Source organism: Rummeliibacillus pycnus (assembly GCF_002884495.1).
In the GTDB taxonomy this organism is placed as follows: Bacteria; Bacillota; Bacilli; order Bacillales_A; family Planococcaceae; genus Rummeliibacillus; species Rummeliibacillus pycnus.
Window position 1 is genome coordinate 1,601,445 of the sequence record NZ_KZ614145.1, and the last position, 14,433, is coordinate 1,615,877.

The following is a 14,433-nucleotide window of genomic DNA, read 5'->3' on the forward strand; positions in this document are numbered from 1 at the left end:
CAAAAACTGCTCTTTCAAATGTGGAAGAACTCTTTTTGTACAAGCTATTCTTTTTTGAAGTCGATTAGATCACGTATATCATCTAGTTCAAATACATCCGCAATTTTTGACAAAGCTTTTTTTGGTACACGTTCAATTTTATTGTTCACTAAGACTGAGATGGTTCTTCCTCCCAGCCCTGTCTTATTACACAATTCTTGTTGTGTCATATTAGATTTCTTCAGCAACTGTTTTAATTTGATTTCAATTTCATGGTTCAATTATTATCACCGGCCAATTCAGAATTTTGCGTTAAACACATTTAATTTTAGGGGACAAGATATATTTTGTGTTAAACGCAATATATTAGTACTACCAAACCAAGTACCCAGACAACTGCCCATATAAATGCTCCCCGACTACTTCTACTGGGCAACTCGAAAACCCTTTATTTTCAATGGTTAAACATCAATTTTGAACATTCCCATTTGCTGCAACTCTTACTTCCTAAGATAACTACCGTGGCGTAAATCATTTGAAAGGAGATGTTGAATGATTTTTGAATTTGTAACAACAACTTTATTTGGTGGAATTGCGTTAAAAGCTTTTTTGAAGAAACAAAATTTAATTGAAAACGATAGTGGAAAAATTCAAAGGATTATTTCTTTGAGCAGTTTAAATGTGAAGGATGGGAAAGACACTTTAACTACTCAACTTGTCTCAAAAAAGCAACATGATTGGGGATGGGAGTACAAGTATCGAATTCCTTTAGGAAGAAGTTTTGATGATTACCTTTCTAAGCAAAATGCTATTGCAGATGGATTAAAAAACAGAAGTAAGCGAATCACATTCAATGATTTAAAATTACTTAATTTTAATGATGGGGTTGTAAACTTACATAGATCACTTTGGAAGAAAAAACTAGCTGAATCAAAAGAAATTGAATTGGACTTTGACGGTTTATTAATTGTTCGAGTTTACAATGAGCCTTTGCCAAAACAAATACCTTATCAGCCAGGAACCCAATGGAAAGTACCAGTGGGTATAATTCGTGATAAAAACGCTTTTAAATATCATGACTTTGAAAAAATCCCTCATTTAACTTTAGGAGGGGCTACACGATACGGAAAAAGTAATTTTATTAATTGTATTATCAACAGCTTATTGCAGAGTGAACCAGATAATTTGAAATTGTTTCTCATTGATTTAAAAGGTGGTGTGGAACTTTGCGATTATGAATGTATTAAGCAAACTGAATCGATTGCATATGAGCCAGAGGAAACTCTTGGAACGTTAAAAATTGCTTAAGAACGTATGATAGATATACAACAAAAAATCAAAGCAAAAGGTAAGAAGAATGTGCAACAAGCTGGAATAAAAGAACGTTATTTTATCATTGTGGATGAAGTAGGAGAACTTAATCCTAGTGAAGCTGTTACATCAGACGAAAAGAAACTTAAACAAGAATGTCAAAGAATCATGTTGCAAATATCGCGTATTGGTGCCGGATTAGGTTTTAGATTAATTGTAGCTTCACAATATCCAACTGGAGATGTAATCCCAAGGCAGGTTAAACAAAATTCAGATGCAAAACTTTCATTTAGATTTCAATCGCAAATTGCTAGTCGTGTAGTTCTTGATGAAGCCGGTGCAGAACTTCTTCCTCAGATCAGAGGTAGGGCTATTTATCAAGCGGCAGATAAACGTGAAATTTTTCAAACTCCTATGATCACCTCAAACAATATAGAGGAAACAATTAAACCTCATATTCGAGTTATTGAACAAGAGGAGGTTCATGATGCTATTGAAATTGAAACAGTTATCTCAAAGGCAAGAATCGATACTGTTACTTTTGAAGAAGTTTGATTTCATGACACGTGATCAAATACGTTATTACTTCGGATTAGGTAAAAAGCGAAATTCAAATAGAGTTCTAAGTAATTTATCAGAATATCTAATGTTAATTAGAGATGGCCAACAATCAATTTATTATCTAAGTAAAAAAGGTCGTGAATATGTAGGGTGCGAAAAGATAAGAAAGAAAAGTAGTAACGTTCAGCATTACATCATGCGGAATAAGTTTTATTTTTATAACCGTTGCCCTTCCGATTGGAAAAATAAAATCAAGGTTAGTGATGGGAAAACATCTGTAATAGTAGATGCTATGTACTCTCAAATACATACTACACACTTTTTAGAAGTGGATAATTTACAATCAATGGCTGAAAATCGTTCAAAAGTTAAACGTTATGAAGAATTATTGAATAATGGTTTACTTGCTGAAAAACTTGGCCACTACCCTACAATTGTTTGGCTTACTACCACTGAATTAAGGCGAATGCAATTAGAAGAATTGTGTGTAGGATTACCTGTAACTAAAGTGTTTACTTATGATGAAATTAAACAATAAAGGAGAGGTGTAATGTTTTTTAAGAAGAATAAAGTTGAGGTTGTTCCCGAAAATGAATGGACGGATTACAGTGAACAAGAAAAGTATGCTACAAAGAAGGGGTTAGCAATTGCTATGTGTGTACCAGGTGCAGCAAGTGTCGGATTATTAGCACATCGAATCTTATCAAATAATTCTTCCTCAATTGAGCAAGTAGCTAATGTTATTGATTCCGCAACCCTTAAATCATTGACTAGCTCAATTACACAAATTCCTGTTACTTCAGACCACATTACAGCGATACCAACTGGTGCAGTATCTGAACATATAGCAAGTACCTCCCTTGATGTACTTACCACTATATTAGATCCAGTAATTCAAATATTAGTTGCTATTTCGCTACCTATTGCAAGCGTAATTATGATAGGTTCATTGTTTTGGTTTATGTTCGGTAAGGCGGAGAAAGCTTGGAGCATGATTATGAACGCTGGTTTTGGATTTGTACTAATTCAACTAAGTCCTTTATTTTTGAAAATTCTTCATCAACTTGGTAATGCTGTTCAAGTGCAATAAAAATAATGTCACGATTTCTATATAGACTCGCAAACCATTTTTCTATACATTAACAAAAAAGGGGTTAAATATTAAAGTAGCGGTACATTTGAACTCAGCAAAATTCATCTATATTTCAGGTAGATATATTAATCAACTAACAATAAAATGGGATATCAATAACCAAATGTAATAGAATCTCGTCAGGAATCACTGAGGAAAATGTTAGAGAAATATTGATTGACTAACTTTGTTCATTATAAATTAGAAAACCGCTAAATAATAATACCCCACTTCCAAATGGTTGAGGGGTACTTAGATGAATTAGCTAAGGGAGAATTTGAAACTACTATTTATTTTAAAATTAAATTTTTTATATTCGTATGTTCAAAGAAAGCACTATTAAGGTCGAATAAACTATATGAGTTTTTATTAATCAAATACAGGTTTATATGTAAATGTTGTAAACCCACCAAGGATTCCTATCCCTTCAATAAGAAAATACCGTCCTTTTTCATCTTCTAATTTAATACTCTTCATATTGAAGAAAAAATAATCCTCTGACTCTCTATTCACCACTTTTTCAACTTCTTTATTAACAACTTTCTCTGTTTTTCCGTCACGCATTTTTAAACTCTCTGAATTAGACACACATTCTTTTTCTTGGCAATCGAGTTGATGACTATCTGATAACCAATCATTAAAAGTATCATTAGACGGTTTTGTCAATGGTAATATTAAAAGAAATAAAATAAAAAGTGACAAGAAAATGAGACTAATACGTTCACGTTTAAAAACCGCTATTGTATTTATTATTAATGCAGCTATTAATAGAACGATTCCTAAAAAAACTACAACTAAAGATTGAGATGTCTTGATACCAAGATAAATAATCATAACGCCTAAAAAAGTAAATAGTAATGACAAGATTGAGTAGTTTTTCTTCATAGTTATCCCCTATTTTTCTAAAATTCTGATTTAAGATGGTCAGAGAACACTTCTCTTTCCTTGAACAAACCTATTTAAAGAATGTAGAATTCAAGCAACAGCATTTTCTTGCACAGTTAAGTGTTGAAATACCCAACAATTAATAAATTTATTTAATTCTATCTACAAAATATATAGTGTCTTCATCACTAAGTATGATTTTATTTTTTATTTTAATTGATTTTGTGTCCCAAATTGAGATTACGTTTTTATTATTAACAAAAGATTTTGTATAAAATTCATTTTCATCATTGTCCACATTCAATATATACTCCCCAGATGTATTTTTTATCATCTCAATCTGTGGTTGGCCACTACCTATCGATATTTTTGCTATAAAGCTTATTTTTTTGCCGTTAATAGTTTGTATTTTAACATTAACTAGAATATTATTTTCATCTAGCATTATACTTTTATTATATTCTACAAATGCTATTTCATCTGAAAAAAATGATAAATCAAAAGAATAAGAATTAATATTTAAATCACTACTAATTTCTACAATATTTCCATTTCGCATAAATAAATACAACTTTTGATTTGGCCTATCATTAATTACAGATGGAATTGACCTTTTAACAAGTAATAGTGCAACTGCAAAATCGGAAGTTACGTTCGTCAAACACGTTGATGGTGACACTAGTAAGTTTAGAATCAATGGTAAGGTCAAAACTGTTAGGTACCTTTTGATAGACACTCCTGAGACTGTTAAACCAAACATACCAGTTCAGCCTTATGGGAAAGAAGCTAGTAATTTTACAAAAAAGGCTTTAACTAATGCTCATAAGATTCAATTAGACTATGATAAGACAGGCAATAAAGGTGATAAATATAATCGAACTTTGGCATATGTCTATGTAGACGGAAAAGATCTTGATGAAGAATTAGTTAAAAAAGGATTAGCCCGAGTTGCTTACTTATGATTACTTATAAATATGTCTAATTATTAATACGCCTTATTTTAAAGGATAAGTTCTAAAAATTTATAGAAATTAAAAATGGACACTATTTAACATACAAAGTGTCTTATCCCAGGAGGATATTTGTACATTTTTTAGATTTTTTCAATAAAACTACTTAAAGTTGAAAATCATAATATTCCATTATCTTTTCAATTGTGAGATCCATAAGTTCCTTCTCTCTTTTCTGCACAAAATTATTTTACTAATATCTATTTAACATATTACGTTTTATAGAATGTTCTTTTACAACTTAGTCGCGACGTAAAAACTCTTTCGAAAAGAAGTTCTATACAACTCAATCGTGACGTAAAAATTTCATTTAACAAATATTGTTTCCAACTTAGTTGTGATTTTCTAACTGTGCCTCTATTAATACTTAATTGGAGGGATTGAGTTGGATGATTGTGTGTTAAAAGGTATTTTCTATGGGATTAGGTATATTACTGAGTGTTATTGCTCCTAATTTTAAGGATGCATTAGACAAACTATCGGTTGGTACAACATCAATTCCTGCAGCATTTCCAAAGTAAAGGATTTGCGCTTTTTAAATTATAGGGCCATATTGATGAGGAACGTTCCATGTATTCATGTAGAATAATAATTGAGATTGTGAAGGATTACACTTATACTAACGTGGCATGTTATTTTAATAATAATTCAAAAAAACCACCTAAATAAAAGTGGTTTAAATGCTTTTATCTATCGTTATCTCCATGGTTCATATGTGATTAAAGTAACTTTCATGTCCGAATTTCTTTCTTTGTACTTATCCCTTGTATACATGTTTGGAATATCAATTCTAATACGAAGACTATCCAATAATTCCTTATCTTTTTCATCATCATGGACCCTGACATGTATAATCATCTCATACCAATTTTCAGAGTTCTTTTTAGTCTGGTCAGCGATTAACGAAACCATTATCACTTTACCGATTTGCCAAGTCTTCTCTTTATCATATTTATCTGTAATAATCTTATTTATGTCAGGTTCTATCAAATTTATAAGTATATCCTCTGTAGTACATACCCTTCCTTCTTAACCTTTCATGATTCTGTGACTTCGGCATTTGCTAAATTACTTGTAGTAAAGATTAACAAAGTCGTGAAAACTAAAACAATAACTTTTCGCATGGTGTCCACCTCTAAATATTTTGTCATTGTTATATTTCTAATAATAGGTAAGAACTATGTATTAAATATAGAAATTATAATTTTCCCTAACTAATGGGGTCTTTAGTGAAAGAAGAAATAATGATTTTATGTTTAAGATCATATTTATTTATTCCATTAAAGGGCCATATATTGGAGCAATACCTTTAAAGAAAAATGGACTTTCGGTTAAAATTTAGAAGAGCTTGCGAAATTTTGCACTTAAAGTAACGGGCAATTCCCCCTGATTATCTTCTAAAAAAGATAAGATAAAAATCGATTAAATTATATTTAATGTAAATGAAAAGTTTATTTTAAAAAATATTGTTTTAGAACATCTTGAGTTTTTATATAACTTACTTTTATATTTTTAGCATACTCGCTGACTTCTTCACTAAACGTTATAACCGCTTTAAACTGTTCTTCAAATTCTTTTTTCTCCTCTGGAGTATAATAGCAATATATTAATTGAGGATTTTGTTGTTTGGCATTAAAAAACGCTAACATTAGATTTCTTATTACATGCTGGTCATTTTCGATATTCATACCGAAGATAACAACACAGTTTATTGAATATTCCTGGATTAAGGTTTCTATATTCTTAGAGAAGTATGTTGCCTTTTTGTTGAAAATATTTCTACTGTTTACATTAATGATTGGTAATATTGTTTTAAACGTAAAATAATCTCCAATTAATATATCCGAGAAACTGACATAACCTTCATCGTAATCTAATCCAAGGCTTTGGGAATATACATATTCGATCTTATTTTCAACAAATTCTCCATGTAAATGGACAACACGTTCATTAACTAAATTTTCAACTATCTTATCATAATTCAATGAAAGCAATAAGTTGTATTTATTTAAGAAGCTCTTTATTTTGTTTATTTCGAGATTATCTATGTTTGATAATTTACTAAATTCAACCGCTTTTCCATTTGAAAAAATAGCTGTAGAGAATAAAAAGCGATAGTAAGTGGTAAAGCCGTTAAATATTACTTTTTCAAGAACTTGGTCTTGCTCAGGTAATAGTGTTATTGGACTCTTATTTCCAACATTTAGAACAGTTATAAAGGAATTATTATTAGGAAATTGATAGTGTTTAGTATTTATCTCCTTAATTGCAAAATAGAAATGAATTAGGATTGTCCAATGTTCAATACTTACATAGGTAATGCCTTTATTTTCACCAATCTCACATATCTGATTTAAAATATCAATTTCACTTAATCCAAAAACAAGTGATTTAATTTTTTTCTTTTCCCATAATTCTTCGACTAACCGTTTATTTTCTTTTATTGTTTTTGCAAATATAAAGGCATCTTCAAAAATTTTATATAATCCATCCTCTGAGATATTACGTAAAAATTGTTTGACACTTTTAAAGTTTTCGATACATTTATGTCTGAAATTTTCGTTTGCTTTAACTTTATAAGATGAATTGTAAATTACTTTTTTATGATATATATATAAATTTTGATATATATTTCTAAAGTCACTATCAAAATTCATGCTAAAACCATTGCCACAAAGAAATGCAGTATTGTGGTTATCTAAATGTTCCTCGAAATTTAATATTTTTATTTCTTCACTCATCTTAACGACTCCTTCACTTAAATTTATGTTAACTCTAACATAATTAGGTATTTGATAAAAGAATGAGAAAGAAGACAATGAGAACTGAATTATATTTAAATAAAATCAAAAATTGGAGTTTTACTGCAATTTCTTACTGTCTCGGTTAAATAATTAACATTATGAGAGACTGCCTTTCTATCCTTTCTTAATATTTTCTCAAATTCAATTTATATTTGTAATCATTATTCCATTAAATGCCACTTTTCTGTAACAAGGAACAGCGCTTATTTTCATTAAAGGGCCATATTGTTGAGGAACGCTTTCAATCAATGTGCAATAAAAATTAGCATGTAATTTGGGATTATCAAAGTCACAATTGATCAATGGTAGATGGAATGTAAAATTGGAGAAATCATAATAGTTCTCGGTTTTTGAGGAATAATAAATTGAAAAGTAATAAATAAGATATAAAGCGAGGTGTTTTATGAAAAAGGTCGCAATGATTTTCCTATGTCTTCTTATTTTAATTCTTCCCTCTCAAGTCTTTGCTCAACGAAAAGTGCCTATTTTAATATATCATTCGATTGACGAATTTAATGGGCATGGTTCTAAGGATTTATATGTAGCACCGAAGAATTTTGAGAAACAAATGATTTATCTAAGAGATCATGGCTACACATTATTAACTTTTGATCAATGGCAAGACATTGATAAAGTAAACAAACCTATTTTCATTACCTTTGATGATGGGTGGAAAAACAATCTGAATGCATTTGATATCTTTCAAAAATTGAAAAACGAACGTTTTCAACCAACTGGTACCATTTTTGTTATTTCTGACTTTATCGGTCGCTCCAATCGATTATCAGAATCGGATTTAAAAATGATGGCTGATTCGGGGATCATTTCAATTCAGTCTCATACTGTTACACATCCTAATTTGACGAAAATAAAAAATCACGAATATGAACTGAAAGAGTCAAAAGATAAAATTCAAAAAGTAACGGGCAAACCAGTTATTGCTCTTGCGTATCCATACGGAAATTTCAATAACAAGGTCGTAGCAGAAACTAAGAAATACTATTCCTTTGGACTTACGACAATTCCTGAATTATTTTCTGAGAAGCACATAAAAGACGAATTGTATCTTTTACCACGGATCTATATCAAGTATTCAACTACCCTTAATGAATTTGCAAAGATCGTGGAAGGAGATTGAAGGCGGTTACTATAACAGGTAATCGTTTTTTCTTTTTGAACCAAGGGCAAGTGTTAATAGTGTTTATAAGCAAATGGGTAAAGAACCCGGAAAAATGGTTTATTAAGGGAAGTAGGAAGCTCAATGGTTATCGAATTAATTGTCTTGGGGATTATTCTATTAATTTTTAGATTTTTAACTTCTTTACAAGAAACGGGGCAGTTTAGTTGAACTATCATTATTAGCTTTTATTCCACAATCGGGCCAGATTATGGAGCAACGTAAATCTTGAACCTAGTGAATTAAGAGTGCTGCGTCCTAAGGTAGAAAAGTAACATATTATAAAAGTACATAATGGTGTTTTCATTAATGAAAATTAAAATCATAATAAGGTGTTTAAGTAGAAAACCTTAGATAATTTTATAACCAAGAGTATTTTTCACATTTTATATATAATTTTTATTACAATAGACTTAGTGAGAGGTGGGAATTATTGTGGCCACAAAAAAGTCAGAAAAAGCTGATATAAAGTCTATTAAAAGTGATGCTTCTATAGATATAGAAAAATTAATCACTAATAATTATGTCATTGTATGTGATACAAACGTATTTTTAGGTTTATATCGTCATTCACCAGACTATGCAAATTTTGCTTTGGAATGCTTACGGGAAATTGAGGAGTATATAGTACTTCCTTATACAGCTAAAATTGAATATTATAGAAACCACAAATCTCAATTTAAAAATCGTCAAGATTCCATGGAAAGATCGGTAACAAATACTCTGAATTTAGTAGAATTACAGCGAACTAAATTAAAAAATAGTTATGCGTTAAGCACTCGGCACTTTCCAGAAGCAGATAAATTTGAAAATGAAATAGACCAAAAATATAATGAATTAAAAACCATGCTTACAGATTATTTTGATGATCGTAGTGTTTTAACCTTTATAGGAGAAACTACTTGGACAAGCGATAAGGTTGAAGAACTAGTAAAGGAATTAGAAAGTAATAATCAAATAATGAATGACTTTACTAGAGATGAAATATATACAATTTGCGAGGAAGGAAAAAAGAGGTATAAGGCCTCTACACCTCCAGGTTATGGGGATGCAAAGGATAAGGATGGCATTCAAAAATATAGTGATTTAATTTTATGGAAAGAAGTAATCCGATATGCGAAAGAAAGACAAAAAAACATCATTTTTGTAACAGATGATGTGAAGCCTGACTGGTGGATTACTGATAATAAACCTTATGAATTTTTACCACAGCTTATTGATGAGTTTGAGAAAGATACAAAGATTAGAGAATCAGCGAACAATGGCAAAGCTGGAGTACCAATGAAAATTGTTCCATTTGTGAGTGAAGATTTCTTTAATGCAATCTCGACCAGTATGGATGTCCAAAAGTCTGATGCAGTAGAACAAGCTTTGGAAATAACCGAAGAGGATTATATTGCCAACATTAAAGATAGCGTATTTGACAGTGCATATACCATACTTCAATACTCGGGTTTTGATTACATCGAGGAATCTATACTAACAGATTTTGGGTCTAATGGTATTGATGAATGGGAACTTGATAGACAAGACTTTATCGGTTATACAATGATTGAGCGTGAAGGTGAACGAATTATATACCACTTAGAATATGAAGTTGAGTTAAGTGCTAATTCTTATGAGTATTGGGGAAGGGACGATGATACTAAGGAAGTAATCAATTCTCCTGCTTATAGTCACAGGGTAATGGGGGAAATAACAGTACGTGTAGTCAGAATCGTTAACATGTTTGTCGACTTCGAATACTCAGATGAATATGAATCTGCTGAAATCATTGATACTAGTTTTGAGGAAACACACTATCAATCATGTTATGATGATGATGAATATGATGATGATGGTGTTCCCGATTTCTATAATACGTGTCCTGAATGTAATACTAAAATAAACATAGAAAACGACGGTGGTAACGGATTTTGTATAAACTGCGCACCAGATCATTGATGAAGGTCAATTTCCATCAAATAAAAAATGATTGGTAAAAACTATTTGAATGATAAATAAAAGAAAATAAACGTACCCATCTGTAGTGGGTACGTATTTTTTTCAATAGAAGTTTTAACTGAAAGTACATAATGGTGTATTTATTAATGGAATTTAAAATCATAATAAGGTGTTTAAGTAGCAAATCCTTAGATTTAATGTATTATACATAATATTCCATTGAAGTTCACAACTTTAGATATTCATTATTTACTGTTTATTTCGATGTTGATCCATTTTATTTAAGATTTTTTCACTATCCTTATTTGCCATATTAGTATAAAGGGAAGTTGTTTTAATATCATTATGCCCCAGTTGATCCCGTAGTAATATGTAAACTTGATAATTTTTATTAAAGATAATGCACCTAAACTCATGTATTTCAAGGGTTTAGGCTCTTTTCGTTTCTTTTGTAATTACATTGAAAGTTTATTTAACACTACTTTTGCTAAAGTAACATTCAAAGTTAACCTTTTTCATTCTTTCTTCAACTAAAGGGGCTGATTAGTTGAAGAATCGTATTTGCTCTTATTCAACAATCGGGCCAGATTGTTGAATAACATTCTTTTATAAAACGTTACCTAACAGGGTTTGTGAATCTTCTTCATATGTAATATTTGTAATAAATGTAATAATATAATTTTTATTTCCTTAAGTAAATCTTCTTTAAATGCTTTATAAGCATTTTTTATCGATTACCATATGTTACTATCTCCTAATAATTTTATTCAGATAGGATGAATACTAGACGTGTTTAATACCATTATTGAGGCACTTTCCACTATGGTAAATTAAGGTGTTTAATCTTATTTTAAACATAGTGTAACAATACAAAATTCCCTTTATATTACAATTAAATACATAAGGAGGGTGTTAGATGTTAGTAAAGAATAATGAGGATTTATATGAATTACTAGATTCTTTGTTACGAGAGCCAACAGAATTTTGGGATACATTTTATAAAGATAAAGAAAGAAATGTCCCATTCTTTTGTGATAGACCTGATGAACATTTAGTAAAATATATTGAAAAAGAAACTATTAAGCCACGTAACGTACTTGAAATTGGCTGCGGGAATGGGCGAAACGCTATTTATCTAGCTCAAAAAGGTTGTAATGTAACCGCTGTAGATTTATCACAACAAGCAATCGATTGGGCAAAGGAGCAAGCTGATGTACAAAATGTAAACATTCAATTTATTTGTGAAAATATCTTTAATTTAAAGCTGGAATCACAAAAGTTTGATTACATATATGATTCTGGTTGTTTTCACCACTTATCACCTCATCGAAGAGTATCCTACATTCAATTTATCAACAAATATTTAAAGAATAATGGTTATTTTTCAATCAGTGCATTCAAAGAAAATGGAAAGTACGGCGGATCATCGCTGTCCGATAAACAATATTATATGGATCGAAGTTTACACGGTGGTTTAGGATATTCCAAAGAAAAATTACAAATACTTTTTTCGGATTTCCAAGAAATTGAGATACGTGATATGCAGCACAATAATTTAAGTCAAAATGAATTTGGTCTCGAAGATTTTATTGTTTGTCTGTTTAGAAAAATATAATTCTAGATAGATAAAAATGTATCTTTATATAGTCAATTTGATGTAATAAACCTGCATTTTTTAATCGTTCCTATACTTCAATTACAGTGACTTTAGTTGAAAAACGATCTTCAACAATCGGGCGCTTTTCTGTAACAAGGATCAGCGCTTATTTTCATTAAAGAGCCATTTTATTGAGGAAGAATCTCTTATACTATGGGTTAGTTTAGTACAAATAATCATTATTCCATTTACATCAAAAGTTGTAGATATTTCCATTGCCTTTTCTGCGATAATTTATTTATTAAAGGCAGATTTAATAGGGGGGAATTTTTTTAATGATTGAAGGATTATACGAAGCTCATTTACCAGTAAGTGATTTAAAACGATCTATAGAATTTTATAAAGATCTTGGTTTAGAGTTTGACCATAGTATGGATGGGAAGATAGCGTTTTTATGGATAGAAAAAAATAAAAGTTGGATAGGGTTGTGGGAGACAGATAAAGTAGAACTTGAGTATCATCCTTCAATAAGACACATTGCTTTTCAAGTATCTCTTGAGGGCTTGAAAAAGTCAGTTACTTGGCTAAAAAGTAAAGGATATGAACCCCGGGAAGCCTTTGGTTTTGAGCCAATAGAACCATTTGTAATGGCACATGAAGGATACGCTCATGCTAAAATTCATTTCAGTGACCCCGATGGTAATAGTCTAGAGTTTATTTGCAAACTTGCTAATCCAAATAGAATTAATAAACGTATGTATTTAAGCGAGTGGGAGAAAATAAACCTATTTTGAAATCAAAGCACCAGATTTTTAATTAATGTGACATGAGAAAACGATAATAATGAGATTTCTAGTATATTAAAGATAAAACTTGTACAACAATCGGGCGCTTTTCTTGAACAAGAAGGCGTCTTTTTAATTGCTCCAACATTGAGTGATTACATTTTAAATAATCAATCTTTATTATAAAAATGGATAGCGACATACAGGTAAAACATTGTATTTTGATCAATCTTTGTTCAAAACACAATGTTTATTTTTATCCAAAAAAATTGAGGATTGTCGTAAAGCTTTAATTGATCCTTTTATCAAAAGTGACACTTTCAGTAAGGTGTTGCTATCTAATATTTTGGTGAGGAAATTATTTATTGTGAGTGATTATTAAAGTTAATCACGTTACTTTTTTTATTTACTAATTGGAATTTGATATTTTCATTTTCATTTCGTAATGTCGCATTTTCAAAAGCATACTGTTTATTTATATGATTTAAATCTTTGATTTCTTTTTCAAGTTCTTGAATCTTTAGCTCAAATATATCAGTTTCAATTATTTGAATTTTTATATGTTCTATATATTTTTTCAATAACTCATAGTCTTCACTGTTCTTTTGGGCTTTTTTTATATCAAACAAATCATTTTTTTCAATTTCATTAATGCGTTCGTTTATATATTTTTTTAATACGTTAGGACTATTATATACAGAGCTTCTTGGAATAGTTGTAGAAATGCATACTTTTGCAAGGTTAATTTTTTGGTTTTTAAGTAGTTCTGAAAGCTTAATTTGTTCTTTTGTGTATTTTTGAAAAAAATTCTCTATTTCGATCAATTGATTTTGAATAATATTACTCAATTGGCTGAAAGAAGGATTTATATTATATTTATCTATATTCAATTCAACTAAAGGTTTAATCGTATTATCCAATTTTCACAGTCCTTTTTTATGTCGTCGATTTTTAGAAGTATGGGTTTAAGGTTGGAATTTTCTTTTTCTAAAAATCCCTTATCTTTTTTCAGTATTTCAGTCTCAATCAAATTTAATTCTGGTAAAACTTTATTATGTAAAAATGATTTTAGCGACTTTTTTTCTAAATTATACTGTAACAAGTATCTATTATCTTGATCTTTAATTTTTTCATTGTGTTCAATTATCCATAAGTTAAAAATGAACCGATTAATCTACTCCACTTACTGTTGCATAAATCATCAAACCTAATTTTAAATCCACAAATTATCCCAAAGCAAATTAAAAA

At 29.9% G+C, this 14,433-nt stretch carries 15 protein-coding genes; 9 read left to right on the forward strand and 6 right to left on the reverse strand.

The genetic code is table 11. The annotated features are described in order from the left end of the window. Positions 1 to 44: 44 nt before the first annotated feature. Positions 45 to 260, reverse strand: a complete 216-nt coding sequence (locus CEF14_RS07880; RefSeq protein ID WP_102692348.1) for a helix-turn-helix domain-containing protein — start codon at positions 258 to 260, stop codon at positions 45 to 47. Positions 261 to 531: 271 nt separating this feature from the next. On the opposite strand from CEF14_RS07880, the gene CEF14_RS19255 reads away from it, so the two are divergent. The 4 genes from CEF14_RS19255 to CEF14_RS07895 are packed head-to-tail and all read left to right on the forward strand — an operon-like array spanning position 532 to position 2,941. Then, entirely contained in the window at positions 532 to 1,287 is a 756-nt protein-coding gene (locus CEF14_RS19255) for an FtsK/SpoIIIE domain-containing protein (protein WP_245890104.1), read from the forward strand. A gap of 6 nt (positions 1,288 to 1,293) precedes the next feature. Next, positions 1,294 to 1,845, forward strand: coding sequence for a hypothetical protein (locus tag CEF14_RS19260; protein WP_245890106.1), 552 nt, complete (start codon positions 1,294 to 1,296; stop codon positions 1,843 to 1,845). Beyond that, a complete protein-coding gene (locus CEF14_RS07890) occupies positions 1,778 to 2,389 on the forward strand; it encodes a replication-relaxation family protein (protein WP_102692349.1) in 612 nt (203 codons plus the stop codon). The genes CEF14_RS19260 and CEF14_RS07890 overlap by 68 nt, the downstream gene beginning before the upstream one ends. Before the next feature lie 12 nt (positions 2,390 to 2,401). Continuing rightward, positions 2,402 to 2,941, forward strand: coding sequence for a pilin (locus CEF14_RS07895; RefSeq protein ID WP_102692350.1), 540 nt, complete (start codon positions 2,402 to 2,404; stop codon positions 2,939 to 2,941). Between the two features lie 411 nt (positions 2,942 to 3,352). On the opposite strand, the gene CEF14_RS07900 is transcribed toward CEF14_RS07895, so the two are convergent. Together CEF14_RS07900 and CEF14_RS18815 are read right to left on the reverse strand one after the other, a co-directional pair. Further along, positions 3,353 to 3,868, reverse strand: coding sequence for a hypothetical protein (locus CEF14_RS07900; protein ID WP_102692351.1), 516 nt, complete (start codon positions 3,866 to 3,868; stop codon positions 3,353 to 3,355). Between the two features lie 148 nt (positions 3,869 to 4,016). Then, positions 4,017 to 4,427 (reverse strand): hypothetical protein, encoded by a 411-nt coding sequence (locus CEF14_RS18815; RefSeq protein ID WP_146013872.1) that lies wholly within the window; start codon positions 4,425 to 4,427, stop codon positions 4,017 to 4,019. Between the two features lie 133 nt (positions 4,428 to 4,560). Between CEF14_RS18815 and CEF14_RS07905 the strand changes: the two genes are divergently transcribed. Further along, entirely contained in the window at positions 4,561 to 4,830 is a 270-nt protein-coding gene (locus CEF14_RS07905) for a thermonuclease family protein (protein WP_407690473.1), read from the forward strand. Between the two features lie 744 nt (positions 4,831 to 5,574). Here the strand turns inward: CEF14_RS07905 and CEF14_RS07910 are convergent. Both CEF14_RS07910 and CEF14_RS07915 read right to left on the reverse strand, forming a co-directional pair. Further along, a complete protein-coding gene (locus CEF14_RS07910) occupies positions 5,575 to 5,880 on the reverse strand; it encodes a DUF3888 domain-containing protein (RefSeq protein WP_146013873.1) in 306 nt (101 codons plus the stop codon). Between the two features lie 449 nt (positions 5,881 to 6,329). Further along, positions 6,330 to 7,619, reverse strand: a complete 1,290-nt coding sequence (locus tag CEF14_RS07915; RefSeq protein ID WP_102692354.1) for a hypothetical protein — start codon at positions 7,617 to 7,619, stop codon at positions 6,330 to 6,332. A 466-nt stretch (positions 7,620 to 8,085) separates the two neighbouring features. On the opposite strand from CEF14_RS07915, the gene CEF14_RS07920 reads away from it, so the two are divergent. The 4 genes from CEF14_RS07920 (at position 8,086) to CEF14_RS07935 (ending at position 13,194) form a co-directional block, all read left to right on the forward strand. Then, the gene (locus CEF14_RS07920; protein ID WP_102692355.1) at positions 8,086 to 8,820 is read left to right on the forward strand and encodes a polysaccharide deacetylase family protein; all 735 of its coding nucleotides are present in this window, start codon (positions 8,086 to 8,088) and stop codon (positions 8,818 to 8,820) included. A gap of 474 nt (positions 8,821 to 9,294) precedes the next feature. Then, positions 9,295 to 10,803: a PIN-like domain-containing protein gene (locus tag CEF14_RS07925; protein ID WP_102692356.1), complete on the forward strand. Its 1,509-nt coding sequence runs from the start codon at positions 9,295 to 9,297 to the stop codon at positions 10,801 to 10,803. A 916-nt stretch (positions 10,804 to 11,719) separates the two neighbouring features. Next, positions 11,720 to 12,418 (forward strand): class I SAM-dependent methyltransferase, encoded by a 699-nt coding sequence (locus tag CEF14_RS07930; RefSeq protein ID WP_102692357.1) that lies wholly within the window; start codon positions 11,720 to 11,722, stop codon positions 12,416 to 12,418. A 317-nt stretch (positions 12,419 to 12,735) separates the two neighbouring features. Then, on the forward strand, positions 12,736 to 13,194 hold the full coding sequence (locus tag CEF14_RS07935; RefSeq protein WP_102692358.1) for a VOC family protein: 459 nt from the start codon (positions 12,736 to 12,738) through the stop codon (positions 13,192 to 13,194). A 353-nt stretch (positions 13,195 to 13,547) separates the two neighbouring features. Here CEF14_RS07935 and CEF14_RS07940 read toward each other — a convergent pair whose 3' ends face one another. After that, a complete protein-coding gene (locus tag CEF14_RS07940) occupies positions 13,548 to 14,105 on the reverse strand; it encodes a hypothetical protein (RefSeq protein ID WP_102692359.1) in 558 nt (185 codons plus the stop codon). Positions 14,106 to 14,433: the final 328 nt, after the last annotated feature.